Origin of the sequence: Eubacterium sp. AF17-7, from assembly GCF_003461285.1 — a bacterium.
Taxonomy (GTDB): Bacteria; Bacillota; Clostridia; order Lachnospirales; family Lachnospiraceae; genus Eubacterium_U; species Eubacterium_U album.
The window spans coordinates 35,986-62,087 of record NZ_QTWU01000015.1; the positions used below are offsets into that span (position 1 = coordinate 35,986).

At 31.7% G+C, this 26,102-nt stretch carries 26 protein-coding genes and 1 tRNA gene; 15 read left to right on the forward strand and 12 right to left on the reverse strand.

Translation table 11 applies throughout. The features are described 5' to 3' along the window. The first annotated feature begins 163 nt into the window (after window positions 1–163). Window positions 164–1,225, forward strand: coding sequence for an undecaprenyldiphospho-muramoylpentapeptide beta-N-acetylglucosaminyltransferase (locus DWW96_RS11585; protein ID WP_117910531.1), 1,062 nt, complete (start codon window positions 164–166; stop codon window positions 1,223–1,225). 97 nt (window positions 1,226–1,322) lie between these two features. Here DWW96_RS11585 and DWW96_RS11590 read toward each other — a convergent pair whose 3' ends face one another. Genes DWW96_RS11590 through glf form a run of 3 tightly spaced genes read right to left on the reverse strand, consistent with a single transcriptional unit; the run spans window position 1,323 to window position 3,933 of the window. After that, window positions 1,323–1,739, reverse strand: coding sequence for an HIT family protein (locus DWW96_RS11590; RefSeq protein WP_117910532.1), 417 nt, complete (start codon window positions 1,737–1,739; stop codon window positions 1,323–1,325). 4 nt (window positions 1,740–1,743) lie between these two features. Then, window positions 1,744–2,823, reverse strand: a complete 1,080-nt coding sequence (locus DWW96_RS11595; protein ID WP_117910533.1) for a rhomboid family intramembrane serine protease — start codon at window positions 2,821–2,823, stop codon at window positions 1,744–1,746. A gap of 9 nt (window positions 2,824–2,832) precedes the next feature. Next, a complete protein-coding gene (glf, locus tag DWW96_RS11600; protein WP_117910534.1) occupies window positions 2,833–3,933 on the reverse strand; it encodes a UDP-galactopyranose mutase in 1,101 nt (366 codons plus the stop codon). Window positions 3,934–4,209: 276 nt separating this feature from the next. On the opposite strand from glf, the gene DWW96_RS11605 reads away from it, so the two are divergent. Next, entirely contained in the window at window positions 4,210–4,665 is a 456-nt protein-coding gene (locus DWW96_RS11605; RefSeq protein ID WP_022088756.1) for a GtrA family protein, read from the forward strand. A gap of 212 nt (window positions 4,666–4,877) precedes the next feature. Here DWW96_RS11605 and DWW96_RS11610 read toward each other — a convergent pair whose 3' ends face one another. Genes DWW96_RS11610 through DWW96_RS11620 form a run of 3 tightly spaced genes read right to left on the reverse strand, consistent with a single transcriptional unit; the run spans window position 4,878 to window position 7,220 of the window. After that, window positions 4,878–5,468: a DUF5662 family protein gene (locus DWW96_RS11610; RefSeq protein ID WP_022088757.1), complete on the reverse strand. Its 591-nt coding sequence runs from the start codon at window positions 5,466–5,468 to the stop codon at window positions 4,878–4,880. Then, on the reverse strand, window positions 5,468–5,941 hold the full coding sequence (locus DWW96_RS11615; RefSeq protein ID WP_022088758.1) for a hypothetical protein: 474 nt from the start codon (window positions 5,939–5,941) through the stop codon (window positions 5,468–5,470). Before DWW96_RS11615 ends, DWW96_RS11610 begins: the two co-directional genes overlap by 1 nt. A gap of 34 nt (window positions 5,942–5,975) precedes the next feature. After that, entirely contained in the window at window positions 5,976–7,220 is a 1,245-nt protein-coding gene (locus tag DWW96_RS11620) for a glycosyltransferase family 2 protein (RefSeq protein WP_158562704.1), read from the reverse strand. 243 nt (window positions 7,221–7,463) lie between these two features. On the opposite strand from DWW96_RS11620, the gene DWW96_RS11625 reads away from it, so the two are divergent. Then, window positions 7,464–8,573, forward strand: a complete 1,110-nt coding sequence (locus DWW96_RS11625) for a CapA family protein (RefSeq protein WP_022088760.1) — start codon at window positions 7,464–7,466, stop codon at window positions 8,571–8,573. Here DWW96_RS11625 and DWW96_RS11630 read toward each other — a convergent pair. Both DWW96_RS11630 and DWW96_RS11635 read right to left on the reverse strand, forming a co-directional pair. Further along, window positions 8,570–9,418 (reverse strand): ATP-grasp domain-containing protein, encoded by an 849-nt coding sequence (locus tag DWW96_RS11630; protein WP_117910537.1) that lies wholly within the window; start codon window positions 9,416–9,418, stop codon window positions 8,570–8,572. The two genes, DWW96_RS11625 and DWW96_RS11630, sit on opposite strands and share 4 nt — an antisense overlap. A gap of 28 nt (window positions 9,419–9,446) precedes the next feature. Then, window positions 9,447–10,325: a RimK family alpha-L-glutamate ligase gene (locus DWW96_RS11635; RefSeq protein ID WP_117910538.1), complete on the reverse strand. Its 879-nt coding sequence runs from the start codon at window positions 10,323–10,325 to the stop codon at window positions 9,447–9,449. Window positions 10,326–10,704: 379 nt separating this feature from the next. Between DWW96_RS11635 and DWW96_RS11640 the strand changes: the two genes are divergently transcribed. Further along, a complete protein-coding gene (locus DWW96_RS11640) occupies window positions 10,705–11,433 on the forward strand; it encodes a hypothetical protein (RefSeq protein WP_117910539.1) in 729 nt (242 codons plus the stop codon). 52 nt (window positions 11,434–11,485) lie between these two features. Here DWW96_RS11640 and thrH read toward each other — a convergent pair whose 3' ends face one another. The 3 genes from thrH to DWW96_RS11655 form a co-directional block, all read right to left on the reverse strand. After that, the gene (gene thrH / locus DWW96_RS11645) at window positions 11,486–12,085 is read right to left on the reverse strand and encodes a bifunctional phosphoserine phosphatase/homoserine phosphotransferase ThrH (protein ID WP_117910552.1); all 600 of its coding nucleotides are present in this window, start codon (window positions 12,083–12,085) and stop codon (window positions 11,486–11,488) included. 247 nt (window positions 12,086–12,332) lie between these two features. Beyond that, complete coding sequence (locus DWW96_RS11650; RefSeq protein WP_117910540.1) at window positions 12,333–12,986, reverse strand: nuclease-related domain-containing protein; 654 nt, start codon at window positions 12,984–12,986, stop codon at window positions 12,333–12,335. A gap of 372 nt (window positions 12,987–13,358) precedes the next feature. Next, window positions 13,359–13,431: transfer RNA gene (locus DWW96_RS11655), tRNA-Lys, on the reverse strand. 157 nt (window positions 13,432–13,588) lie between these two features. On the opposite strand from DWW96_RS11655, the gene DWW96_RS11660 reads away from it, so the two are divergent. Then, window positions 13,589–14,836: an AI-2E family transporter gene (locus tag DWW96_RS11660; protein WP_117910541.1), complete on the forward strand. Its 1,248-nt coding sequence runs from the start codon at window positions 13,589–13,591 to the stop codon at window positions 14,834–14,836. 127 nt (window positions 14,837–14,963) lie between these two features. Here DWW96_RS11660 and trmB read toward each other — a convergent pair whose 3' ends face one another. After that, window positions 14,964–15,602 (reverse strand): tRNA (guanosine(46)-N7)-methyltransferase TrmB, encoded by a 639-nt coding sequence (gene trmB / locus DWW96_RS11665; RefSeq protein ID WP_117910542.1) that lies wholly within the window; start codon window positions 15,600–15,602, stop codon window positions 14,964–14,966. Window positions 15,603–15,794: 192 nt separating this feature from the next. Between trmB and DWW96_RS11670 the strand changes: the two genes are divergently transcribed. The 10 genes from DWW96_RS11670 (at window position 15,795) to DWW96_RS11715 (ending at window position 26,073) form a co-directional block, all read left to right on the forward strand. After that, the gene (locus tag DWW96_RS11670; RefSeq protein ID WP_022088767.1) at window positions 15,795–16,118 is read left to right on the forward strand and encodes a hypothetical protein; all 324 of its coding nucleotides are present in this window, start codon (window positions 15,795–15,797) and stop codon (window positions 16,116–16,118) included. Between the two features lie 4 nt (window positions 16,119–16,122). Then, the gene (locus DWW96_RS11675; protein ID WP_022088768.1) at window positions 16,123–17,175 is read left to right on the forward strand and encodes a V-type ATPase subunit; all 1,053 of its coding nucleotides are present in this window, start codon (window positions 16,123–16,125) and stop codon (window positions 17,173–17,175) included. Continuing rightward, window positions 17,175–19,109 (forward strand): V-type ATPase 116kDa subunit family protein, encoded by a 1,935-nt coding sequence (locus tag DWW96_RS11680; RefSeq protein WP_022088769.1) that lies wholly within the window; start codon window positions 17,175–17,177, stop codon window positions 19,107–19,109. The genes DWW96_RS11675 and DWW96_RS11680 overlap by 1 nt, the downstream gene beginning before the upstream one ends. A 12-nt stretch (window positions 19,110–19,121) precedes the next feature. Continuing rightward, the gene (locus DWW96_RS11685; protein ID WP_022088770.1) at window positions 19,122–19,547 is read left to right on the forward strand and encodes an ATP synthase subunit C; all 426 of its coding nucleotides are present in this window, start codon (window positions 19,122–19,124) and stop codon (window positions 19,545–19,547) included. 42 nt (window positions 19,548–19,589) lie between these two features. Next, window positions 19,590–19,898 (forward strand): V-type ATP synthase subunit F, encoded by a 309-nt coding sequence (locus DWW96_RS11690; protein WP_022088771.1) that lies wholly within the window; start codon window positions 19,590–19,592, stop codon window positions 19,896–19,898. A 16-nt stretch (window positions 19,899–19,914) separates the two neighbouring features. Then, window positions 19,915–20,487, forward strand: a complete 573-nt coding sequence (locus DWW96_RS11695) for a V-type ATP synthase subunit E (RefSeq protein ID WP_117910543.1) — start codon at window positions 19,915–19,917, stop codon at window positions 20,485–20,487. 11 nt (window positions 20,488–20,498) lie between these two features. Continuing rightward, window positions 20,499–22,265, forward strand: coding sequence for a V-type ATP synthase subunit A (locus DWW96_RS11700; RefSeq protein WP_022088773.1), 1,767 nt, complete (start codon window positions 20,499–20,501; stop codon window positions 22,263–22,265). A 12-nt stretch (window positions 22,266–22,277) separates the two neighbouring features. Next, a complete protein-coding gene (locus DWW96_RS11705; RefSeq protein ID WP_022088774.1) occupies window positions 22,278–23,693 on the forward strand; it encodes a V-type ATP synthase subunit B in 1,416 nt (471 codons plus the stop codon). Between the two features lie 23 nt (window positions 23,694–23,716). Next, a complete protein-coding gene (locus DWW96_RS11710; protein ID WP_022088775.1) occupies window positions 23,717–24,337 on the forward strand; it encodes a V-type ATP synthase subunit D in 621 nt (206 codons plus the stop codon). Between the two features lie 287 nt (window positions 24,338–24,624). Then, on the forward strand, window positions 24,625–26,073 hold the full coding sequence (locus DWW96_RS11715; RefSeq protein ID WP_022088776.1) for a D-alanyl-D-alanine carboxypeptidase family protein: 1,449 nt from the start codon (window positions 24,625–24,627) through the stop codon (window positions 26,071–26,073). Window positions 26,074–26,102 lie beyond the last annotated feature (29 nt).

Here is a 26,102-nt window from a genome sequence, read left to right on the forward strand (position 1 = left end):
ATGGGGTCAAAATGTGATTTTGGCCCCAAAATTATGATTATAAATCAGGAAACAATTTAAGTTTTGTTAAACTAAAATTAACAAAGTTTATTAACTATTTTCTACGATTATCCACCAACCATTAGGCGGAGTCATTACATATTATGCAAGGAGATGTATTATTATGAAAAAGATTATTCTTACAGGCGGTGGTACAGCAGGACATGTAACACCAAATATAGCATTAGTTCCTAAATTAAAAGAAGCCGGTTTTGACATTAAATATATCGGGTCTTATAACGGAATGGAAAAACAATTAGTCGAAAAAGAAGGTCTAAACTACGTAGGAATTTCTTCAGGTAAGTTAAGAAGATATTTCAGTTGGCAAAACTTTACTGATCCTTTCCGTGTAATTAAGGGATATTTTGAAGCTAGAAAAATTATTAAGAAATATAAACCGGACGTTGTATTTTCTAAAGGCGGATTTGTAACTGTTCCTGTTGTTATGGCAGCAAGTGCTTACAAAATTCCAACAATTATTCATGAGTCCGACATGACTCCCGGTTTAGCAAATAAAATAGCAATGCGTTACGCAACTAAGGTATGCCACACATTTCCTGAAACAGCTAAATTTCTTGGAGATAAAGCAGTATTTACAGGTTCTCCATTAAGAGAAGAATTGTTTAAAGGAAACAAAGTTAATGCTCTTAATATGTGTTCATTTACTACTGACAAACCTGTTTTATTAGTCGTAGGTGGAAGTCTTGGTGCCAAGAAAGTTAACGATGCAATTCGTGCTGCTTTACCACAATTACTTGAACATTTTCAGGTTGCTCACCTTTGCGGCAAAGGTAAACTTGACGAAAGCCTTGTAGGCACAAAAGGTTATGCACAATTTGAATACATAAGTGATGAAATGAAAGATTTCTTTGCTATGGCAGATATTATTGTATCCCGTGCCGGTTCAAATTCAATTTGCGAAATTGCAGCACTTAACAAACCAAGTGTTTTAATTCCATTGTCTGCAAATGCAAGTCGTGGCGACCAGATTTTAAATGCAAAATCATTTGAGAAGCAGGGATTCTGTGAAGTAATAGACGAAGATACAATGACAACTGATGTTCTTTTAGATACAATTAAGAATGTTTATGACAACCGTGCTGATTACATTGAATCAATGCGTGTTTCCGGACTTTCTAATGGTGTAGACACTATTATTTCGTTAATCAAGGACGTTACTTTATAAACACGGCTTTGCCCTATACAAAAAAGCGGTTGAATTTAATCAGCCGCTTTTTTTACATCTTATAACACATATTTATATATTCATTTAAATATAATTTTTATAATAAGCCTTTTGCCTTGCTTATAATTTCATCGACAACAGCCTGGTCAACTTCATTTTGAACCCATTTGATATTTGCTGTATCGCCTTTATATCTTGGAATTATATGCATATGGAAATGGAATACAGTCTGACCTGCAATTTCACCATTATTCTGCAAAATATTAACTCCTTCACATCCTGTAACTTCTTTTAATACAGTTGCTATTTTTTTAGCGAGTACAAATACTTTTGAAGCTGTTTCTTCTGAAAGTTCAAATACGTTTGCCGCATGCTCTTTTGGCAAAATAAGAACGTGTCCCTTTGTTGCAGGACTGGCATCAAAAATAACTCTAAAATCATCATCTTCATAAAGTGTATTTGTTTCAAATACGCCATTTGCTAATTTGCAAAAAATACAATCATCATTTACCATTGTCTTACACCTCTGTCTTTCTTTTATTTATGCAAAGGATTATTGCAAGCACTGCTCCGGCTATAAATCCACCTATATGTGCTACAAAATCCACTGTTTCCTGAAAACTTCCAAATATAAGAAGGAAAACAACAAATGCTATTCTTCCTATGCTGAATTTTCTTCCATCATCACGATTCATAATCATGAACACAATAAACGCTCCAAATATACCATATATTGCTCCTGAAGCTCCTGCGCTTACCGCATAATCCGCTATATAATAGTGATACACAACAGATGCTATACTTGCACAAAGTCCACTTACTAAGTAAATTCCTGCAAAATGTCTTTTTCCAATTTTAGTTTCCAATTCATTTCCTAAAACAGCCAACATAAACATATTATTAAGTAAGTGCTCTGCTCCAAAATGCAGAAACATAGATGTGAAAAGCCTGTAAAACTGACCATTCATAAGCACATCTTCATAATTGCTTGCGCCTATCTTTATCATATAATCAACATCTTCCGTGTTTCCAAATATTTGAGCAATTATAAATACAATTATATTTATCGCTACCAATAAAATTGTTATTATCGGAATCTTTTTCTTCTGTCTAAAATGGTCTGTTATGTCTACAATTTCTCCATTATTATCTCTTACCTTAACCTCATCCCAGTCATATTCATATTTTCCATCTGAGATGTCAGTCTTTTCAAGTTCACTTTCTACAGTACTTCTTAATCCTTCAAAATCATCCGGCTGGTTTTCATAGATTAACAACTTTTTTGTATTTAAATCAGCTATCCAGAATTTCATGCCATGTTGCTGAAACCATTCTACATTTTCTTTTCTATCGGTGATAATTATATAAAACGCTTCAAAGCTTTTTCCACCGGTCAATAGGATTTTATTTTCCACCTCTTTTGTAGATTCCACAACCTCTTCATAATTAAGTGCATTCAATCCCCAATTTTTTACTATGACACAAAATTTTGCTTCGCCATCTTTAAATCTAAACATGCAATCTGCGGTAACAGTATTTCCTGAAATATTTTGATATCCCATTTTCTCTAATGTATGCGTTATTGTATGCTGAATCATAGAAACTCCTTACACTAATTCTTTCTCTGCGCAATCAAGCGCTGCCTCTATTACCTTATCCATATCATAATATTTGTAATTTCCAAGTCTTCCACCAAAAATTACATTTTCTTCTTTGTCTGCCAATTCTTTGTACTGTTCAAATAACTTTCCATTTGTTTCATCATTAATTGGATAATATGGTTCAATTCCCGGTTTCCATTCTGATGAATATTCTTTTGAAATAACGGTCTTTGGCTGTTTACCAAATTCAAAATGCTTGTGTTCGATAATTCTTGTATAAGGTACTTCTCTTTCTGTATAATTTACAACTGCATTCCCCTGATAATTATCAGTATCTAAAACTTCTGTTTCAAATCTTACAGTTCTATATTCAAGATGTCCTAATTTGAAATCAAAGTATTCATCAATCATACCTGTATATATTGTTTTTTCAGCAATATCAGGATGTAGTTTTTTAAATTCAAAGTAATCTACTCCAAGTTCTACCTGGCTTCCTTCTAACATTTTTTCAACAATTTCAGTATACCCACCAATAGGGATTCCCTGATATCTGTCGTTAAAATAATTATTGTCATAAATAAATCTAAGCGGAAGTCTCTTTATAATAAATGCCGGTAAATCCTTGCAATCTCTTCCCCACTGCTTTTCAGTGTATCCTTTTATTAATTTTTCATATACATCTGTTCCAACTAATGACAATGCCTGTTCCTCTAAATTCTTAGGCTCACTAATATTCAAATCCGCTTTCTGTTTTTCAATAATGGTCTTAGCTTCAGCCGGTGTTACAATATTCCACAATTTACTGAATGTGTTCATATTAAATGGCAAATTATATAATTCATCTTTATATCTTGCCACAGGAGAATTTATGTAATTGTTAAATTCTGCAAACTCATTAACATAGTTCCATATTTTCTTATTACTTGTATGAAAAATATGTGCACCATATTTATGAACATTAATATCTTCTATCTTTTCGCAATAAATATTTCCAGCAATATGGTTTCTTTTGTCGATTACAAGACACTTCTTCCCTGCATTAGTTGCTTCATGGGCAAATACTGCTCCAAACAATCCTGCTCCTACTATTAAATAATCAAATTTCATTTTTCTTTCCTTTTCTTTTAATATATTTCTTTCAAATAATACCCTTGTTTGTATACTAATTTCCTAATATTACTTTTTTATTTTAACTCTTTCAAATACTCTTTAAATTTCAAACTTCTAAAGAACAATTATACAGCAGGTTAGGATATTAGTCGACAATTTTATCAGTGCAACTTTCCTATCTATTGAACCGCTGTTGTGCCTATGTTATACTATAAAGGTTGTATTTAGTACATTAGTACATAAACAACATAATACTATATGGAGATTAATATTATGAAAAAATTTTCGGAATTATTTATTAAGTACAAAGAAATTATTATGTACTTAATTATGGGTTTTGCAACTACTTTTATAAGCTGGGTTTCTTATTCAATTTTCACCTTCGTATTCTCAGCGTTCTCCGATGACACAAATGTATTACTTTCAAGTATTGTTTCATGGACAATTGCTGTTATATTTGCATATTTTACAAATAAAATATGGGTTTTTGAAAGTTACAGCTGGAAACCTTCTTTTGTCATTGCTGAATTTGGCAAATTTATTTCCGCTAGAATTTTCACCGGTATAATTGAGGTTTTTGGAACACCTCTCCTTGTAAAATTAGGTGTAAACGGAACAATTTTCGGTATAAAGGGAATGGTTAGCAAAGTTACAATAAGTGTTGTAGTTATTGTCTTAAATTACGTTTTAAGCAAACTTGTAATCTTTAAGAAAGAAGTTGAAAATTAAATACATATAAAAATGAGCATCAAAAGTGTATTTTATAATAATTTGATGGCAGGGTCACAAGGTCTTTCACCCACTCATGAGCAAGCTCATGTGGGCTTAAACCTTTTGACCTTGGCATCACAAATTTAATCTAATACACATTATGGTGCTCTTTTTTTACTCTTTGTTAAGCATTTGATAGCCCATGTTTATTTATTATCTACTTAAAAATGTTAATAATTTCGCAGGCTTCGTTTCAATTTAATATGTTTTTTCTTTTCAATTCTAAATTTTTTCATTTGCTCCCTAATGTAGGCAAATGTAGCATCCTCACCTTCACTGGCAAGCATTTTCAAAAGTTTTTCAATCTCATCCGATGTTTTTGGATGGATTGTTCTTTGACCATGTTTTGCATTAAAGTAATCTATAGGATCAGTTTCCTTATATAAACTTCCATTATAAATCTTACTTGCAGCAACTCTGTCACAAAACATTTCCACTACATAATTATAAGGCATTTCTACCGGATCATTTCTATGAGTAACATTACTATAGTCCATCCAATACTCAAAATGATGTTTATTTCTTCCTTTATGATGTAACCATGCGACAGAATACCCTTTATCAATTCGTTCACCTTCATTAGGGCTTTTTGTACCTGTATAGTATTTAACTCCAGGTATAAATTCTGTTGGTGAATATTTTGACAAGTCATGTCTTAACCCCTGCCAAAGTATCCCTGCTTTCTTACAATGTTTTATAACCATATGCCTATGTTTCGTTATTGTTCTTAAATGTCCAAAAAAATTGTTAACCACGCTCATTATTTAGATTCTCCATCAAGATTAATTTTAGGCAGATTATCGATTGCACTGTTACTACTATTTTCTGACTCTTTATAATCAGAATGTACACCCATAGCCTTCCATTTGCCATTGTATTTTATGCAATCAACTATATACTTCTTTTCATCTCCTGTGCTTGTCATTAATTTTACATTAACCACACAATAATCTTCTATGGAATTTTTATTATCTACTTCACTTCCATACAGTTCCTTAGCTTTATCCAGATCTCCATGATATTTTACTTCTGCGCCTTTAACCACGAGATCATAATCCATCTCCTTTAAAAGACTCTTTACATAGTTCTTTGCAGCGTTTGTTGGTTTATGAGTACTTAAACTTGTGGTCGACTGAATAACAGCTACCACAGCAATCACTATAATAGCAACTACGATAAGACCTATTAAAACAGTTATTCCATTTTTCTTAGTTTTATCTTTCTTTTTTGACATTTATTCACTCTCTTATTTTTTATTATTTTATATTTTACTTTTTACCTTTTATGGCTTTCTTTATTAAGCCTGGTAAATAAGTAATTGCTTTTCCAATTTTAAAACTCGTACTATTTTCAATTTCTGCAATTCTAGCTTTGAGTCTTGAAACCTGAGCTTTCAAATTTTCTTTTGCAACCTTTAATTTTTCATTCTTTTCCCTTAGTCTGTCATTTTTATCTTTAAGTCTGTCATTTTTCAATCTTAGCTGATATCTTGAATTCTTTAATTTTCTAACTTCATTTATTGCCCCCTGATACTCGCACACCATAAATTCTATTGCTGTACTTTCCTTCATTCTCTGATATCTGTTATAATCTTTTTCATTATAATAAAACTCTTTATCTTCAGGATAATTCCATTCCTTAAACACTTCATCTTTGTACTTATTATAAAGTACTTCATATGATTCAAATTTAGTCTGAACGCTTAAGAAATAAAAACATGCCCTCATTGCCTTGTTAAGAAAACTCTGTCTTACTTTATCAAATCCTGCTTCATCCTTAATTCTATCATAAGTTTTTTTATAAGCTTCATATACACATAATGGCGTCTTTGAATTTCCACCAATAAGACTTGTTGATAAATTAATTCTATACTGAATTACACTTTCATTAATATAGGTAAATCTGTTTGCATAAAAAAATGCTGTCATTACAAAATAATTGTCATTTGCTCTTTGTATCTGCTGAAATTCAAGATTATTATCAATAATTAATTCCCTTTTATACATTTTATTCCAAGGAACATTTGTTGAAAAATTAAATAATACATCTTCAACATCCTTCTTTAAAAATGGAGTTTTTTCAGGAATCATATCATATTTAATGTATACATTATTTTTCAAGACCTTACCAGTTTCATTATCGTAATAATCAGCCGGGCAAATACATATATCCGCATCGTCTTCTACTATTTTGTCATACATTTTTTCCAACGCTTCCGGAAGAAAAATATCATCTGCATCCCAAAATACTAAATATTTTCCTGATGATTCTCTGAATCCGTAATTTCTTGCAGCACCTGCAAAACTGTTTTGCTGATGCAATACTTTAACTCTATCATCTGTCTTACTTATCTCTTCAAGAATCTCTCTTGTTTTGTCAGTAGAACCATCATCTACAAATATTATTTCTATATCTTTAAGAGATTGTCCTAAAATATATTCTGCAGTCTGTCTAATAAAGGCTTCTGAATTATACACCGGCACAATTACCGATACTTTAACTTCTTTTTCCATTTCGTTATCCCTCCGTTTGAAATGATTTTTATCATTCGTGATTATAGCACACAGGCTATCTTTTGTCATTAAAACGAATATTTCTTAAGGAAATGTTAAGTTGTAAAATAATATGTATTCGTTTATATTTAACGTGTAAACATAAAATTTAAAATAAAATATAATACTATCGTTTTCATTTGTTCAAAATCAGAAGATTTTAATATGTTATATTTTATTTTACACTATAAATACGGAGGATTTATGAATAAAAAGCAATTTATTTTAGGTTGTGCACTTTCAATATTAATTATTGTTGCAGTAATATCTGGCACTGTAAAATTACTGGAACCTAAGCATACAGAACCTGCTTATAGCACTGATGTTTCCAATGAACCTTCTAATAATTTAGCCGAATCTACTACTGAAGAGCCAACAACAACCAATACTTTTACAATTGATTTAAGTTTTATTGGAGATTGTCTTTGCGCAACAGATGAAAATACATATTATGCAAATTGTTTTAATGACGTTGCTGATGAAAAGAAGCCTAAATATTTTCTTTCTAAAGTCAGTAACATTTTCCTTAATGACGATTTTACAATGGCTGATTGCGAAAATGTTTATTCAGATAGCAAGAATTTAAAAGTACGTGATAAGGGACAATATGCTGACCCCGGAATGAGAGCTTTTTGGTTTAAATCTGCTGCAAAAAATGCCGCAATTCTTTCTGCCGGCGGAATTGACGGTGTTTCGATTTCAAATAATCACATTAATGACTATGGCGAGCAGGGACATTCTGATACTAAGGCCGCACTTGATGCAGCCAATGTAAAATGGGGCGAAGAAGGCTCTAATATTTATTTTTCAAAAAATGGATTTAATATTGCAATTCTTTGTGTATCTATGTACAACTCTTACGCTGTAGATTCAATTAAAGAACTGCTTACAGAAGCATCAGAAAATTCTGATTACCAGATTATATATTTTCACGGAGGAGAAGAAGCTATACATGTACCTGAATCATGGAAAAAACAGGCCTGCCACGATTTAATCAATGCCGGAGCTGATTTGATAATGGGCGACCATCCTCACGTGTTGCAGCCAATGGAAAAATATAAAGGAGTTACAATTATTTACTCTCTTGGTAATTTTATTTTCGGTGGTAACAGACATCCTGAAAACAGGACAATTATTTACACACATAAGCTTACAATAACCGATGGAGTTTTATCTAATCAGTCCGGTAAAATTATTCCCTGTTATGTATACACAGGCGACACAAATAACTGGCAGCCTGACATTATAACTAATAAGGCACAAAAGAAAAAAGTTATTAAATTTATGAAAGGAAAAGCTGATTTGCCATATTAATTTTTGGCAATGCATGACTTCTTTAATTCTTTCATCATATATTCAACCTGCATTTTTACGATATCTATATCAGATATGCTATATAACATTCTGGCGCCGGCTGCATCTTCTATTTCATTAAATGCAGCCTGCCCATTGTTAAATATAAAATCTATTGCAGCAAAATCCATTGGTAACATTTGTGTAATTGTGTCTACATATTTTCTTTCAGTCTCATTTAAATCATATAAAGAAACATTTCCGCCCAGGCTATAATTACTTTTAAAGCTTTTTTCTGAGTTTCTTAAAACTGCTGCCACCACTTTATTCCCTATTATATATACTCTTACATCTTTTCCTAAATCTGTACAGCATTGTTGTTTTACAAATTTATCATTTTCAATTTTTTTAATCGCAATCTCTTCATCGTCATTTGAATTAATCATAAATACCTGACTTCCACCATGACCACTACAACTTTTTAACACATAAGGATATGAAATCAAATTGTTATTAACATTTACACCACTTATTAACATTAGTTTTTCATATTCCGTTGGCATAAATGGTACTTTTCCCTTTAGAAATTTATATGTTAAGCCTTTATTGTTTGCAATTCTTGTTACTTCAGACGAATTGAATACCCTGATTCCGATTTTTTCATACTCTTTTGAAATTATATAATCCCTGCTTCTGTTTATTACAAAATCAGGTTTTCCTAACTCCATTTTATGTTCTTTATAAATTTTATCTGTCAGTACTAGTTTTATATCTACACCAAAATCTGCAAAAGCTTCTTTATGCATTTCAACATACATTTTATTTTTCTGTGCATCGTTTTTTTCATAAATCATGTAACCTGTCATAATTAACAACTCCAAATCAGACTTTGTATTATAATTTGCACTTATCTATAACATATTCAATAATTGCATCAGCAACATTTATGCCTGTGCAATCACATATATTCTTAAAGTGTGCATTGGAATTCACTTCGCAAAAAATCGGTTCATCATTTTCTCCAAACATCAAATCAACTCCTGCAAAATCTAATCCTAGTGCCCTGCACACGTTTAATGCCATATCCTGTTGTTTTTGTGTTGGATTATACTGTTCCATTTTTCCACCATTGGTTATATTCGCTCTAAAGTCATCCTCGTTTAAACGCTTCATTGTCGCGACTACTTTATTTCCAACTACATTTAATCTCAAATCCTTACCTACTGAACTTTTTACAAATTCCTGCATTATGAATTCATTTCCATCTATTTTTTTAATTGTATCTATGGCTTCCTGATGATTGTTAACTTTATACACCTGTGCTCCAAACGAGCCTTTATTTGCTTTTATTATGAACGGAAATCCTAGGCTTCCTTCAACCTGCATTAAAAATGCATAATCTGAATATTCTTTTTCAAATGTCATTGGTGACATGAATGTTTTTGGCATCTTTATCTCTTCATTTTTTAAAGCAATAAATGTTAATGCTTTATCGTCGCAAACCTCAATTGCCCTTGCATTATTGAATACTTTTAATCCTGTTTTTTCCAATAATCTTGCTAATTTGTAATCCTTATCCCAAAATATTACAAAATCCGGCTTGTTATTCCAATCTACTTTCCCACTTTCTATTCCAAGAATTGATAGCAACCTGTCATTAGTCATTATTTTCAATTCACAATTCTGTTTTTTTGCTGCAATTACAAGCCATTGGTATATTTCATTAAATTTATCACTATTTAAATATCCGTTAACTACAAGCCATCCCTTCATTTTGTCCACCACCTCTTAATTATAATTTTGTACTATTATATCTTTTTTCTTATAAACGTAAAGAACGGTTAGGGCCCCCTTGCCTTAACCGTTCCGGACTGAAAAATATGTTAGTATACTTATGAACCCTAGGAGTGGTTCTATTTTACGATTCTTCGTAAAATCAAGTATTAGGTACTACGTGTTAAATTATATCAAATTTCTAAAATATATAAAGTATATTTTCAATGTTTTTATTGATATTTATTAATATTTTTCTTTTATTAAGCGATTTTATGTATATTTTTGTAAATAATCATATGAGATATTAATTTTCTATTGTGATTTTTTAATTTATTTACTATTATTAAAATAGATTTTTTTACTTAAGGAGGGTTTTATGTCCGATAATAATAACAACGATAATAAATATTCAGATGTTTCATCTGACAATATTTCAACAAACAATTCTAACAATAACACTTCTTCTAACAAGCATATTGCTGAAATTATTACTATTGCACTTTTAGCTATAGTTTTAATTTTCTTTGTTGTTCAATGTTCCCGAAATAAAAACGAGTCATCATCAACTTCAGGAACAATCGCTGCAAGTTCAAGTTACTCCGGCACTACTGTTCCACCTGTTGTTGTTCAGAATGAAAGCGGTGACCAGACAGAAATTGCGGATTCAGAAATTAATTTTAGAAACATTAGTTTTGCATCATCCATGGATGAAATCAAAGCATTAGAGAGTAAGTCCGATGATACTTTAGATAATCCAGATGATTCATCATCAGTTGATGGATATACTTATCTTACATATTCATTTAATGGTAATAATGACCCTACAGCATTCGGAACTGTAGCTAATGTTTCCGACGCTTCCGCATCTTTAGTTTATGTATTTAAAGATAACAAACTTATAGAAGTTCGCTGGCAATATGGAAAGTTAGATGCTTCAGCTTATGATTCAATTATCGCTGATGCTTCTTCCCAATTTGGTCCTGCTACTTACAGCAGAGAATATTCAAATGGATACAAAGAATCCTGGTGGAGAACTAAAGATGTATTAATTTCATTTTTGTATCAGGACTCAGGAATTTCAATTTACTATAAATCTTTTAACTAAATATTATATAGACAAACAAAAACCACATCAAATTGATGTGGTTTTTGTTTGTCTATAATGCCTTCTTAATTGCATCCATTAATTCATCATATGTTTCAAATGCAGGAAGTTCAGGATATTCTTTCTTTATTTCATCTGTACTTCTAAATAAAAATCCTGCTTTACTTGCTTTAATCATTCCAAGGTCGTTGTGACTGTCACCACTGGCAATTGTCTGATATCCGATTGACTGTAACGCTTTAACTGTTGTAAGTTTTGAATTTTCAATTCTCATCTTAAATCCTGTGATTTCACCATCTTCAGCAACTTCTAATGAATTACAGAAAATTGTAGGATATCCTAATTTTTTCATTAATGGACCTGCAAACTGTGTAAATGTATCACTTATAATAATTACCTGAGTCATTGCTCTAAGTTCATCTAAAAATTCCTTAGCACCTGGCATAGGATCAATCTTTGCAATTGTATCCTGTATTTCTTTAAGACCTAATCCATGTTCTTTAAGAATGTTAATTCTATATTTCATAAGCTTATCGTAATCAGGCTCATCTCTTGTTGTTCTCTTAAGTTCAGGAATTCCTGTCTCCTCTGCAAATGCAATCCATATTTCAGGAACTAAAACTCCCTCTAAATCCAAACAAACAATGTTCATATCCATAATTTTATCCTCCAATTATTTTACTCAATTTTTTATTATAACAAATTCAACTTCAATTGTACATTTTGAAGTTATTTTTTTATTTAAACCCTCCCATAACTTAATTGACATGCCATTTTCCATGCTACACATTCTTTCATTAATAAGTTGCTAGAAATTCTTGCTCAATATAAATATAGAAGAACTTAATTAATTTAATAATATAACCCCTTATCTTATAAATTTTGATATGGGGTTGGTTTTATATTTTATTCTGATTTTGCATTATTTGTCTTATTTTTTCTTCTTCCGTTATCTGTGTATATTTTTGTAATATATTATATATTCTATCTACTTCTTCCTTTGTTATTTTATCTTGCAATTTATCTTGCTGGCTCATATAAAATCTAAATTTTTGAATATTCATTACATATGTTCTCGAACTACTTACAAACATTTTCTTTATTTCAGCTTTATTAAATATTATTAATGATTCATACATTTTCTCGTCTAATTGCAATATTTTATTTATACTTTTTATATGCGTTTGATTTTGCTTTATTGGATTATAAAAATAACTTTTTTTATTATATATATTTTGACACCATTGGTTTGATTTTTCATCTCCTAATATCCACCCCTCATAATTTTTTGATTCTATTACATATATTCCCTTTGTTGATATTGCTATAATGTCTATTTCTGTTTTTTTATTTTCATTCATATCTATGTACGCATTTCTTACTATCTTTTTATACATTGGTGCATATTGTATTATATTGCTTATTACATTCTCTCCCTCTATACCTTTTTGTTTTGGTGTTTTATGTTTTTTCCTATATTTCTTACTTTTTTGTCTATCACTAATGATTATTACTATTGTTATTAACGTACCAATACATATTAATTCTATCATTATTATCCTTCTCCCAATTATATGTTTTGTAAATTTTCATTTATTTTGTTTCTCATTATATCAAATTCATTCCATAAATTTAATAGTTTGTTTCTAATTAATGAGTCCACATACAGTTCGATTCCGCTTCGCTACATCTCACTGATGCGGCATTCGCCTCTTCTTAATCGCAATGAGTCCACATACAGTTCAATTCCGCTTCGCTCCATTTCACTGATGCGGCATTCGCCGCATCACCAAAAAAGGAACAGGTTCTTTCTGAAAGCAAGCTTTCTCTAGAACCTGTTCCTTTTTTGGTGTATGTGGACTCATTGCTTACGCACAAAAAAAGCACCATCCCCGTAGTTGCACTACAGAAACGGTACCCGCAAATGCGCGATCAGGGGCTCGAACCCTGGACACCCTGATTAAGAGTCAGGTGCTCTTCCAACTGAGCTAATCGCGCTTAGTATTTTTGACAACGATGATATTATAATTCATGATTATACAAAAATCAACCCCTTTTTTTTATTTTTTTATTATTATCTTCTTGTATTGATTATTTGTTACTGTTATACTTCAATTAATTGTTATTTTCAGTTTAAATATATGGAGGTTTTCCTATGAATCAAAATAAATTTCAACCCGACAAAAAATTATTTACCATATGCATCTACGCTCTTATTACTACAGTTGTAGCAGTCTTTTTTATAAGATGTATTTGGAACTGGTCAGAAACCAAAAGTCTTCTTTTGGGTCTTTTATCCAGCCTTTCTCCATTTTTACTTGGTTTCTTTATTGCATACATAATGGGTAACCTTTCATCAAAGTTGGAGAATCGTTTTTTTACAAACACAATTCATATATCTAATGTTAAGGTACGTAAAATGGTTGCTTTAATATCCTCATACGTTATTGTTTTTGGTATGTTGATTTTAGCACTATTCTTTATTATACCTTCATTTATACAAAGTATTTCTGATATTGCTGGAAATATTTCTACAATATATCAGAATTTTATTAATTATATAGAAGAAATAAGTTCGAAATATCCTAACTCAACTGTCGAATATGTTCAGGCTGCAATTCAGGATGCCATGCCTAGCTACCTAGAAACATTTAAATCATGGGCTGCCAATTTAGCTCCTTCAATTGCCAACGCTTCCATTTCAATTGTTAGATGGGTATTAAATTTTATTGTTGCAATTATTGTTTCTATTTATATGTTACTTGATAAGGATATTCTTTCAAGAAGCTTTAAACGTATTGTTTATTCAATTTTTAGAAAAGAACGTGCAATCTATGTATGGAGCACTTTTAAGCATGCAAATGACATTTTCAGTGGATTTATTATTGGTAAAACTATTGATTCATTAATCATTGGTATAATATGCCTTTTAGGTATGAAGTTGTTTAATATTGGTTCATCATATGCAGTTATTGTTAGTATATTTGTCGGTCTTACAAATATGATTCCATATTTTGGTCCATTTATTGGTGCTATACCTAGCATTTTAGTGATATCCTTATCAGTGTCACCTAAGCAGGGACTCGCTTTCTTAATTTTTGTTATAATTTTACAACAGTTTGACGGAAATATTCTTGGTCCAAAGATTTTAGGTGACAAAACCGGTCTTCGCCCTATTTGGATTATTTTTGCAATTACAGTCGGAGGATGGATTGGTGGAATTGTCGGAATGTTTTTAGGCGTTCCTTGTGTTGCTGTTATTTCAAGCATTCTTGATGATATTGTTGAGCACAACTTAGAAAAGCAAAATGTTAATCTTCCTAAAATAAAGCATGAATCTAATTCAAAGAGTTTTACTGATTATTTAAAAATTATTTCGGACTTTATGAAGGTAAAAAAATAAGCACTTAATAACTTTTTAAATGTTAAATCTTTAGCAAACTAATTTAAAAAGCTAAGCATTTTATAATGTGTTTATACATAATCTAATTTTATTAAATACATTATTGACGCTTAGCTTTTTATTTTTATTATCTGTTTGCAATTAATTTATTAATATTATTACCCATTTTTGAAAATCTTTCTTCATACTCGGTCATAATATTTCCTTCATTCATTTTTTCATTGTTGTGTAAATCTCTTGTATATTCCACTATATTCCATCCTGCTTCAGGAATCTGTTCCAATGAAAAATCAAACAAATCATTATTATCTGTCTTAAATTCAACTACTCCATCTTTTTTTAATATATTGTCATATCTTTTGAAAAATTCTTTTGATGTAAGTCTTCTTTTTGCATGTCTGTCTTTTGGCCATGGATCGGAAAAATTTAAGTAAATTTTATCAATTTCTTCCTTATTAAATGTGTCTTCGATTTTTTCAGCATCCATTCTTATAAATTTTAAATTTGTAAGTTCTAATTCTTCCATTTTTTCTATTGCACGAATTAAAACACTTGAGAACTTTTCTATTCCAATGTAATTAATATCTGGATTCTGCTGCGCTAATGTTGTAATGAATTTACCTTTTCCCATTCCTATTTCAATTCTTATAGGATTATCATTTCCAAAAATTTCTTTCCATTTTCCTTTATTTAATTCTGGTTCATTAATTGTATATTCACTTTCTGCAATTGCTTCTCGTGAACCCGGTACATTTCTTAATCGCATTTTATCCTCCGAAAATTTAATTTTATAATTTACTTTTTCACTTAACTTATAATATTTTATAATAAAATGTTTATAAAATAAATAAACATTTTTCTTTTCTTAAGAATTTTTCTTTTTGTTGCATTTTATTTAAAAAGTGGTAGTCTATTTATGAGAATTTTATACATACTAATTAAACAAAGGAGGCTGCATATGGTAAATGATATTAATTCAATCATATCGGATTTAACTAAAATCGACAAAGCTTCTTCTCAGATTATGGAGAGCACCCGTAAGGAAAAAGAAGCTTACGCAAGCATGATTAAGCAAAAGACTAAAGAATTCGATGAACAACTTTCCAGCAGCATCGACAAGCAGGTAAACCAATTAAAAGAATCTTTACTTGTTGAAAATGAGCACGCTATTGATGACTTCAAGAAGGAAACAGAAGCCTCATTAAAAACTTTAGATTCTATGTACACTGCTAACAAAGATTTATGGATTGAGTCCATATTTAACCATATTGTAAAGGAGTGATTCTATGACAGGTGGAAATTTATTAGCTTACAGTGCTTTGACAACTAAAATCAAAGCCATGCATAGTAAATTACTAACAAACGAACAATACGAAGAACTTGCTCACTTTACTACTGTGGCAGATGCATTTGCATATCTGCAAAAGCTTCCTTATTATGAAGAACTTTTTGCAGATATTGACCCTTCTACAATTCACCGTGGACAGATTGAATGGTTACTTAATTTTTCAACATATTCTGATTTTTCTAAGATTTATTGTTTTGCTCAGAAAAGGCAGCGTAAATATCTCAATCTTTATTTTATGAGATATGAAATTCAGACGCTTAAAAGATATATGAGGGCAATGCTTGATCCTAGACAATCTACTTCTATTTCTGTAATTGAGAATGATTTTGAGAAGCATTCAAAGATTGACACTCAGAAGCTTTCCCAGACTACAACTATGGAAGAATTTATAAATTGTTTAAAGGGTACTATTTATTATGCACCACTTCTTAAGGTCAGCACTTTAGATAACGCTGCACTATTTGACTATGAAATGGGATTGGATTTATTCTATTTTGCTTCTATATGGAAAGCAAAAGATTCCTATTCTAAAAAAGAATGTGCATATATTACCGAATCATACGGTTCACGTATTGATCTTCTGAATATGTTATGGATTTACAGATGCAAATCTTACTATTCAGTTTCATCAGCTTCAATTTATACTTTTTTAATTCCTGTAAATTATAAATTAAAAAAATCAGAAATAAAAAATATAGTTGAAGCACCAACTATTGAGGATACTATTTCTTTAATATCAAAAACCAGATATGGAAAACACTTTGATTTCACAAGCAAAATGCCTTTTGAAGAGCAGTGTAATCATATTATGGATGAAATAATTTTTAAAGATTTTAAAGAATCTCCTTATTCATTAGCTGCAATAAACGGATATTTTCATATGAAAAACTCTGAATCAGCTAAAATCATTACTGCTCTTGAATGTATTCGTTATCAATACAGTCCGGAGAAGACATTACAATATATAAATGGAAAGGGGAGTGGTATCTAGTGATTGTACAAATGAGTTTTGTAACTCTTGCCGGACCTAAATCAGATATCGACAGAGTTATTGATACGTATTTATCAAAATACGAGATACAACTTGAAAATGCATTAGTAGAACTTAACTCATCAGGAAATTTACTTCCATACGTTGAAGCTAATCCATACAAAGATATTTTAGATAAGAGTCACGCTTTACTTGAATTAATGGATGAAAGCATTGCTAATTCTCCATTAACCGATATGAGTGTTGAAGAAGCTACTAATGTAATAAATAACATTGATGACCAAATCAAAGATTTAAAAGAAGAAATTAATACTCTCAATATAAGAAAAGATAAATTAAATGAAGATTATGATTGTATTTCTCCTTTTAAAAATTTAGAGTACGACTTAAAACAGGTTTTGGGAATGAATTACATCAAATACCGTTTTGGTCGTGTTCCTAGAGATATGTGGGACAGTTTCCAAACATTTATTAATCCTGATCTTGACGCTGTTTTTATTGATTGTCTTGTTGACAATGATTTTATATGGGGTGTTTATTTTGCTCCTGAAATATCAATAAAAAAAGTTGATGAATCATTTGAAGCTTTACATTTTGAACAGGTTAAAATTCCTGATAATTATTCAGGTACTCCTGCTCAGGCATGTATGAATATTGCAAAGTCAATTTCAGAAATTGATGAGAAAATAAGAACTGTAGAAAGTAGAATTTCAACTTTAGTTCAGGTAAATAAATCTCATGTTTTATCTGCCTGCAACAGAATAGAAATTGCATATGGAAATTTTGATGTAAGAAAACTTGCAGCATGTACACGTGATTCTAACATAGTTTTCCATATTCTTTGTGGATGGATGGCAACAAAGGATGCTCTTTCACTTCAGGCCGAGACAGAAAATGATCCTAATGTTGTTTGTATGATTGATAATAAAACTGATGAATCAAAGGTTCCACCTACAAAATTAAAAAATCCTAAATTTGCAAAACCATTTGAAATGTACGTTAAAATGTACGGTTTACCAAAATACGGCGAATTTGATCCTACTATTTTTGTAGCAATAACTTATTCACTTCTTTTTGGTGCAATGTTTGGTGATTTAGGACAGGGATTATGCATATTTGCCATAGGCTTAATTGTATACCTGATAAAGAAGATTCCTTTAGCCGCTATTTTATCAGCAGCAGGATTTACTTCCGCCATATTTGGATTATTATACGGAAGTGTATTTGGATTTGAGGGTGTAATTCCTCAAATATGGGTTAATCCAAGAACAAGTAAAATGAATTTGCCTATAGTTGGTTCATTTAACACAGTTTTTGTAGCTGCCATATTATTTGGTGTATTCTTAATACTCATAACAATGATTATTAATATGGTAAATGCTTTCAAAAATAAAAAATATGCAGATTTACTTATAGGACCTAACGGTCTTACAGGTCTTATATTTTATGCATCGTTAATGGCTGTAGTTATTTTATACATGTCAGGACATTCTCTTCCGGGAACTATCGTTCTTGTAATAATGTTCGTCATTCCATTAATTCTAATTGCATTAAAGGCACCTATAGTAAATCTTGTACAAAAGAACAAAAAGTTATTTCCTGAATCAGCAGCAATGTATTTTGTTGAAGGATTCTTTGAACTTTTTGAGATGTTGTTAAACTATTTTTCAAATACATTATCATTCCTTCGTGTCGGTGCATTTGCAATCAGCCACGGTGCCATGATGGAAGTAGTTTTAACATTAGCAGGAGCTACAGACGGAGGTTCACCAAATATCTTAGTTTTAATTCTTGGTAACATTTTCGTATGTGGTATGGAAGGCCTTGTTGTAGCAATTCAGGGATTGCGTCTTGAATACTATGAATTATTTGGCCGTTTTTATTCAGGTTCCGGTAAGGAATTTAAACCTTATTCAAAAAATATTAAACACTAGGAGGACAAAAATATGTTATTAAAAGTCACATTATTTATCGCATTAACTTTATCAATTATCGTACCTATGGTAGCTTACTTTGTTGGTGAAAAGAGCAGAGGCCGCTTTAAAAAATCATTAGCAATAAACGTTGTTGGATTTTTCGGTTTATTAGTTTTATCAACTGTTGTTATGTTTGCTCAGACAGCAAGTGCTGCTGAAACAACTACTGCCGGCTTATCATTAGGTTCAGGTCTTGGATACATCGCAGCTGCATTAGCAGTTGGTAGCTCAGGTATTGGTGGTGGTATCGCAGTAGCAAGTGCATCAAGTGCTGCTCTTGGAGCAATTAGTGAAGATGGAAGCGTATTTGGTAAAGCACTTATCTTTGCAGGTCTTGCAGAAGGTATTGCTCTTTACGGATTAATTATCGCATTCATGATTTTAGGTGCATTATAAATCATACAACTTTAACACTTACACAGATAGGAGGAACAAATTATGAGAATGTTTCTCATTAGTGATAACGTGGACACTCTTACAGGAATGCGTCTTGCAGGAATTGATGGAGTTGTTGTTCACGAAAAGCAGGAAATTAAGCAGGCTTTAGACGAAGTTCTTTCTCAAAAAGATATTGGAATTATCTTAATGACAGAAAAGCTTGGAAAAGAAATTCCTGAGATTGTTGATGATATTAAATTAAACCGTACGTTTCCTTTGTTGCTGGAAATTCCTGACCGCCACGGTTCAGGCCGTCGTCCGGATTTCATTACAGCATATATTAATGAAGCTATCGGAATAAAAATATAGAAAGTGTGGGCTTAGCATGACAATAGAAGAAAAAATGGAACATTTTAAAAATGTCTCCCTGGATAATGCATCCGCTAAAAGTAATGATATACTAACAGCTTACAAACAGTCTCTTGATGAACAGTTTGAAAAACATAAAGAAACAGCACTTTTAGAATCTAAGTCCGTTGAAAGCGCAAAACTAAATGCGGTGAGACTTGAAGTTAAAAGAGAACTTTCAAAAGTTCAGGCTGAAGTTCGTAGAACTGTTACATTACACCAAAACAAGCTGAAATCTCAAATTTTTTCAGCAGTTGTTGAAAAATTGAACGCTTATAAGAAAACAGAAGAATATAAAAAGGAACTTATATCGCAAATCAACAAAATATCTTCAGATTTTAATGATACTACAGTAGAATTTTATATTGATTCAAGTGACGAATCTTTATTATCTGATTTACAAAGTCATACAAGTGCCGATATTAAAATAAGCACTGTTCCTTTTATTGGTGGTTGTAAAGCTATTATTTCAGATAAAAATATGTTAGTTGACAATTCTTTTAAAACAAAGCTTGCTGAGGAGCAGGAAAAGTTTACGATTTCAATTTAGGAGGCAGCCAGATGGTAAAAACAGGAAAGATATACGGTATTAACGGTCCTGTAGTTTATATAAAAGGAAAGACCGATTTTCAGATGGGTGAAATGGTTTACGTAAGCGAAGAAAAACTTGTTGGCGAAATCATTGGTCTTACATCTGAAATGACTACCGTTCAGGTATACGAAGAAACTAGTGGTCTTAAACCGGGCGAATTAGTTTATGGAACTGGAACTGCAATCTTTGTTACTCTTGCACCAGGAATCTTAAACAATATTTTTGATGGTATTGAAAGACCTTTAAGTAAAATCAGAGAAAAATCAGGCGCATTCATCAGCCGTGGTGTTAGTGTTGATTCTCTTGATACAACAAAAAAATGGGATGTTCACGTTACAATTAAACCGGGTGATTATGTATCCGGTGGTACAGTTATAGCAGAAGTTCAGGAAACAAAAGCCATTTTACATAAATCAATGGTACCCCCTTATATTTCTGGAACAGTTATTAGCGTTGTAGATGATGGTCCTTATACAATAAACGAAACTATAGCAGTAATAAAGAAAGACAATGGTGAAGAATTAGAATTGACTCTTACTCAGAAATGGCCAATTCGTACACCTCGTCCTATTAATAAACGTTATCCTGCCAGCCAGCCACTTGTAACAGGTCAGAGAATTCTTGATACTCTCTTCCCTATTGCCAAAGGTGGTACAGCCGCTATTCCGGGTGGTTTTGGTACAGGAAAAACAATGACTCAGCATCAGATTGCAAAATGGGCAAATGCCGACATTATTATTTACATCGGATGTGGTGAACGTGGAAACGAAATGACACAGGTTCTTGATGAATTCTCAGAATTAGTAGATCCTCGTTCAGGAAATCCATTGATGGACAGAACAACATTAATTGCAAATACATCTAACATGCCTGTTGCTGCCAGAGAAGCTAGTATTTACACTGGTTTAACTCTTGCGGAATACTACAGAGATATGGGTTACGATGTTGCTATAATGGCCGATTCTACATCTAGATGGGCTGAAGCCTTAAGAGAACTTTCAGGCCGTTTGGAAGAAATGCCTGCAGAAGAAGGTTTCCCTGCATATCTTGCAAGCCGACTTTCAGCATTCTATGAAAGAGCGGGTTATATGGAAAACCTTAACGGAACAGAAGGTTCTGTTTCAATTATTGGAGCTGTTTCTCCTCAGGGTGGTGACTTCTCAGAACCTGTAACACAGAATACAAAACGTTTCGTTAGATGTTTCTGGGGACTTGATAAATCATTAGCTTATGCAAGGCACTTTCCTGCTATTCACTGGCTTACAAGTTATAGTGAATATGTAAATGATCTTGCAGACTGGTACAACACAAATGTAGGTCCTGATTTTGTAAACTGCAGAAACAGAATTTTAGCTATTTTAAATAAAGAAAGCGAATTGATGGAAATTGTAAAACTTATTGGTAGTGACGTACTCCCGGATGACCAAAAGCTTATTCTCGAAATAGCCAGAGTTATACGTTTAGGATTTTTACAGCAGAACGCATTTCATGCTGAAGATACATGTGTACCTCTTGAAAAGCAGCTAAAAATGATGCAACTTATCCTTTATTTAAATGATAAGGCTTTTGAGATTATTAATCTTGGAATTCCTGTATCAGTATTAAAGGAAAACAATATGTTTGAAAAAATTATTTCTATCAAATATGATGTTGCAAATAATGAACTTGAAAAATTTGATGATTATAAACATGAAATTGATGATTACTATGCATCAATCATGGCTAGGCATGCATAAGGAGGTACCAAAATGGCAATAGAATATTTAGGTTTAAGCGAAATTAATGGTCCTCTTATTGCACTTGAAGGTGTAAAAGATGCGGCTTACGATGAAATAGTAGAATTTTCAATGAATGACGGTGCCGAGAAACGTCTCGGTCGTATTATTGAAATTTACAAAGATAAAGCAGTTATACAGGTATTTGAAGGTTCAGAAGGAATGTCCCTTTCAAATACACATACAAAATTAACAGGACACCCTATGGAAATAGCCTTATCACCTGATATTTTAGGAAGAACTTTCAACGGAATTGGCCAGCCTATTGATGGTCTTGGTCCAATCGTTGCTGAAGAAAAGAGAGATGTAAACGGAAAACCACTTAATCCAGTTTCCCGTGAATATCCAAGAAACTATATTAGAACAGGTATTTCAGCTATTGACGGTTTAACAACATTGATTAGAGGACAGAAACTTCCTATATTCTCCGGAAATGGTTTACCTCATGATCAGTTAGCTGCACAGATTGTTAATCAGTCATCTCTTGGTGATGATGTTGATGAAGAATTTGCAGTTGTCTTTGCTGCAATGGGTGTAAAACACGATGTTGCTGAATTTTTCCAGAAAACATTTGAAGAAAGCGGAGCTTCTGAACACGTTGTAATGTTCTTAAATTTGGCAAATGACCCTGTTGTAGAACGTTTGATAACCCCAAAGGTTGCTTTAACTGTTGCAGAATATCTTGCATACGAAAAAAATATGCATATCTTAGTTGTTTTAACTGATATGACATCATTTGCAGAAGCTATGCGTGAAGTTTCATCTTCAAAGGGTGAGATTCCTTCAAGAAAAGGTTATCCCGGATACTTATACAGTGAACTCGCAACTATATATGAAAGGGCAGGTATTGTTGAAGGAGCAAAAGGTAGCGTAACTCAAATTCCTATTCTTACAATGCCTAACGATGACATAACACATCCTATACCTGACTTAACAGGTTACATTACAGAAGGTCAGATAGTTTTAGACCGTTCATTAAACGGACAGTCACTCTACCCTCCAATTAATGTATTACCTTCTCTTTCACGTTTGATGAAGGATGGTATCGGTAAAGGATTTACAAGAGAAGATCATCAGGATGTTGCTAACCAGTTATTCTCATCTTACGCAAAAGTTGGTGATGCCAGAGCTCTAGCATCAGTAATTGGTGAAGATGAATTATCACCTACAGATAAAAAATATCTTGAATTTGGTAAAGCTTTCGAGCAGCAATTTGTTGGTCAGGGACCAAATGTAAATAGAACTATTGAAGAAACACTAGATTTAGGTTGGAAGTTATTACATCTTCTTCCTAAGAAAGAACTTGATAGAATTGATACAAAGATTCTTGAGAAATATTACGATAGTGTATCTTTAAATGATGACGAAGAAGATTCTGATTCACTTTAATTTTTCAAACAAGGAGGTTTTTTATGGATTTAAATGCAGTACCAACCAAAGGTAACTTAATAGCCGCAAAAAATTCTCTTGCTCTTGCGAAACAGGGCTTTGAACTAATGGACAAAAAACGTAATATTCTTGTTCGTGAAATTATGGATTTAAATGCTAAAGCTAAAGACATTCAGGACGATATCGATAAAACATTTACTGAAGCTTACACAGCTTTGGAAAGAGCAAATATCGAACTTGGAATCCAAAATGTTGAAATATTTGCATTTAATGTTCCTCTTGAACATGATGTAAAAATAAAAAGTCGAAGTATCATGGGAACTGAAATTCCTCTTGTTACTAATAACGAATCTGTTCATAATCCTGTTTACTCTTTTTATGGAACTACAGAGTCTCTAGACAAGGCAAAAACTTGTTTTGAAAAAGTAAAGGATTTAACAATCAGACTTTCGATGATTGAAAATTCAGCTTACCGACTTGCTTATAATATTAAGAAAACGCAAAAAAGAGCAAATGCTCTAAAGAATATAACAATTCCAACATATGAAGGACTTGTTAAAACAATTTCTAATGCGCTTGAAGAAAAAGAGCGAGAAGAATTTACAAGGCTTAAAGTAATAAAAGCTAGAGCTGACGCAAAATAAAAATTAATATTCATACATTAACACGTGAAAATAGGATATTTTCTATTTCCACGTGTTAATTATTTATAAGTTAGTTTTCACATTTAATTAATACTTTTTTCACATTTATAAATTAGAATTTACAATATAGGACATTTTATATTTATTAAGTTTTAATGAATTTTTTGTCTTTTATATTCATTTATTTTGCTGTATACTATATTATGATATTTAGGTTAATTAAACTAATTTTCCATTTATTAAACTATTATAGATTATAACCAACATCAAAATATAGGAGATTAAGAATGAAACGTATATTATCTATGGTCATGATGATTGTTATTACGGTAACATCATTTGGCTTTTGTTCATATAATAGTAACTCTGTTGTAAGTGCAGACACTGTTTCCTGGCCTAGTGGACCGGGATTAGTTGCCGAAACTGCCGTAATGATTGATGCTTCTACCGGTTCAGTACTTTTTGATAAAAAATGCCATCAGAAAATGTATCCAGCCAGTATCACTAAAATCATGACAGCATTACTTACCATTGAAAATTGTAATCTTGATGATACTGTTACATTTTCACAGAGCGCTATTGACACTCTTGAACCTGAAGCAGCCAATATTGGAGCTGTCGTTGGTGAAGAAATGAGTGTTAAAGATTGTTTATATGCATTAATGTTGCAATCCGCTAATGAAGTTGCTTCTGCTCTAGCTGAACATGTAAGTGGAAGTATTGAAGAATTTGCTAAATTAATGAATAAACGTGCTAAACAGGCTGGCGCAAATGATGCTCATTTTGCAAATGCATGTGGACTTTTTAATAAAAAACATTATGTAACCGCTTACGATATGGCAAAGATTATGCAGGCAGCATTACAATATCCGGTATTTAGAGAAATTATTAATTCCTCAAGTTATACACTACCTACAGATAACAAGCGAAAAGAACCTCTTACTATAAGTCAGCGTCATCAGATGGTTCAGCCATGGAATTCCTTCCATTATGACGGAATCATTGGTGGTAAGACCGGTTTTGTAAATGAATCCGGAACAACTTTAGTAACAAGTGCTCAAAGAGACGGCATGACTCTTATTACTGTTGTTCTTAATTCGCCTGGTACAAATTCCTATGTGGATACAACAGCTTTATTAGACTTTGGATTTAAGAATTTTAAATTGACAAATGTATCTGAAAATGATACTAGATTTGAAAACAAATCAACATTTACTAACAATTTTGATTCTATATTTAAAACTAAGCTTCACAGATTATCATTATCTAAAGATGCTGTAGTTGTACTTCCAAAAGATGCTAATTTTGCTGATACAACTTCTACTATTACTTTAAACGAGGATAGTTCTGACGACAACAATACCGTTGCTACGATTTCTTACTCATATGGAAATCATACAATTGGAACTGCTCCTGTTTTGTATAGTGAAGTGTCAAATAAAATAAGTGTTAATGCCACTGTTACTCCTGAAGAATCGACTACAGTTGACACAGAAACTTCTGTAGATTCTGAAAATTCAAATAATTCTTCAAAAGTTTCTGACAAAGACACAACTAAAAAGACAACTAAAAAAGAAACTGTATCAAAGTCTCACTTTAAATTTAGTTCAGCTATATTTAAAATTATAATTATTGCAGTAATTTTAGTTATTTTAGCAGTAATTATTATCTTCTTTAAGAAGAAAATGGACCATTTAAATGCAGTAAGAGCTTCAAAAAGAAGACGTAACCGTTAAAAATCAATGAATTGAAAGGATGGGTTTAT

Excerpts from the sequence above, each read along its gene's own strand:
- glf (WP_117910534.1), bottom strand. The coding sequence starts at position 3,933 with ATGAAATTTGATTATTTAATAGTAGGAGCAGGATTGTTTGGAGCAGTA.
- thrH (WP_117910552.1), bottom strand. The coding sequence starts at position 12,085 with ATGAACATTGTTTGTTTGGATTTAGAGGGAGTTTTAGTTCCTGAAATA.
- DWW96_RS11625 (WP_022088760.1), top strand. The coding sequence starts at position 7,464 with ATGAATAAAAAGCAATTTATTTTAGGTTGTGCACTTTCAATATTAATT.
- DWW96_RS11670 (WP_022088767.1), top strand. The coding sequence starts at position 15,795 with ATGGTAAATGATATTAATTCAATCATATCGGATTTAACTAAAATCGAC.
- DWW96_RS11715 (WP_022088776.1), top strand. The coding sequence starts at position 24,625 with ATGAAACGTATATTATCTATGGTCATGATGATTGTTATTACGGTAACA.
- DWW96_RS11635 (WP_117910538.1), bottom strand. The coding sequence starts at position 10,325 with ATGAAGGGATGGCTTGTAGTTAACGGATATTTAAATAGTGATAAATTT.
- DWW96_RS11675 (WP_022088768.1), top strand. The coding sequence starts at position 16,123 with ATGACAGGTGGAAATTTATTAGCTTACAGTGCTTTGACAACTAAAATC.
- trmB (WP_117910542.1), bottom strand. The coding sequence starts at position 15,602 with ATGCGATTAAGAAATGTACCGGGTTCACGAGAAGCAATTGCAGAAAGT.
- DWW96_RS11650 (WP_117910540.1), bottom strand. The coding sequence starts at position 12,986 with ATGATAGAATTAATATGTATTGGTACGTTAATAACAATAGTAATAATC.
- DWW96_RS11585 (WP_117910531.1), top strand. The coding sequence starts at position 164 with ATGAAAAAGATTATTCTTACAGGCGGTGGTACAGCAGGACATGTAACA.
- DWW96_RS11660 (WP_117910541.1), top strand. The coding sequence starts at position 13,589 with ATGAATCAAAATAAATTTCAACCCGACAAAAAATTATTTACCATATGC.
- DWW96_RS11630 (WP_117910537.1), bottom strand. The coding sequence starts at position 9,418 with ATGACAGGTTACATGATTTATGAAAAAAACGATGCACAGAAAAATAAA.
- DWW96_RS11695 (WP_117910543.1), top strand. The coding sequence starts at position 19,915 with ATGACAATAGAAGAAAAAATGGAACATTTTAAAAATGTCTCCCTGGAT.
- DWW96_RS11615 (WP_022088758.1), bottom strand. The coding sequence starts at position 5,941 with ATGTCAAAAAAGAAAGATAAAACTAAGAAAAATGGAATAACTGTTTTA.
- DWW96_RS11605 (WP_022088756.1), top strand. The coding sequence starts at position 4,210 with ATGAAAAAATTTTCGGAATTATTTATTAAGTACAAAGAAATTATTATG.
- DWW96_RS11685 (WP_022088770.1), top strand. The coding sequence starts at position 19,122 with ATGTTATTAAAAGTCACATTATTTATCGCATTAACTTTATCAATTATC.
- DWW96_RS11705 (WP_022088774.1), top strand. The coding sequence starts at position 22,278 with ATGGCAATAGAATATTTAGGTTTAAGCGAAATTAATGGTCCTCTTATT.
- DWW96_RS11690 (WP_022088771.1), top strand. The coding sequence starts at position 19,590 with ATGAGAATGTTTCTCATTAGTGATAACGTGGACACTCTTACAGGAATG.
- DWW96_RS11640 (WP_117910539.1), top strand. The coding sequence starts at position 10,705 with ATGTCCGATAATAATAACAACGATAATAAATATTCAGATGTTTCATCT.
- DWW96_RS11590 (WP_117910532.1), bottom strand. The coding sequence starts at position 1,739 with ATGGTAAATGATGATTGTATTTTTTGCAAATTAGCAAATGGCGTATTT.
- DWW96_RS11595 (WP_117910533.1), bottom strand. The coding sequence starts at position 2,823 with ATGATTCAGCATACAATAACGCATACATTAGAGAAAATGGGATATCAA.
- DWW96_RS11710 (WP_022088775.1), top strand. The coding sequence starts at position 23,717 with ATGGATTTAAATGCAGTACCAACCAAAGGTAACTTAATAGCCGCAAAA.
- DWW96_RS11700 (WP_022088773.1), top strand. The coding sequence starts at position 20,499 with ATGGTAAAAACAGGAAAGATATACGGTATTAACGGTCCTGTAGTTTAT.
- DWW96_RS11620 (WP_158562704.1), bottom strand. The coding sequence starts at position 7,220 with ATGGAAAAAGAAGTTAAAGTATCGGTAATTGTGCCGGTGTATAATTCA.
- DWW96_RS11610 (WP_022088757.1), bottom strand. The coding sequence starts at position 5,468 with ATGAGCGTGGTTAACAATTTTTTTGGACATTTAAGAACAATAACGAAA.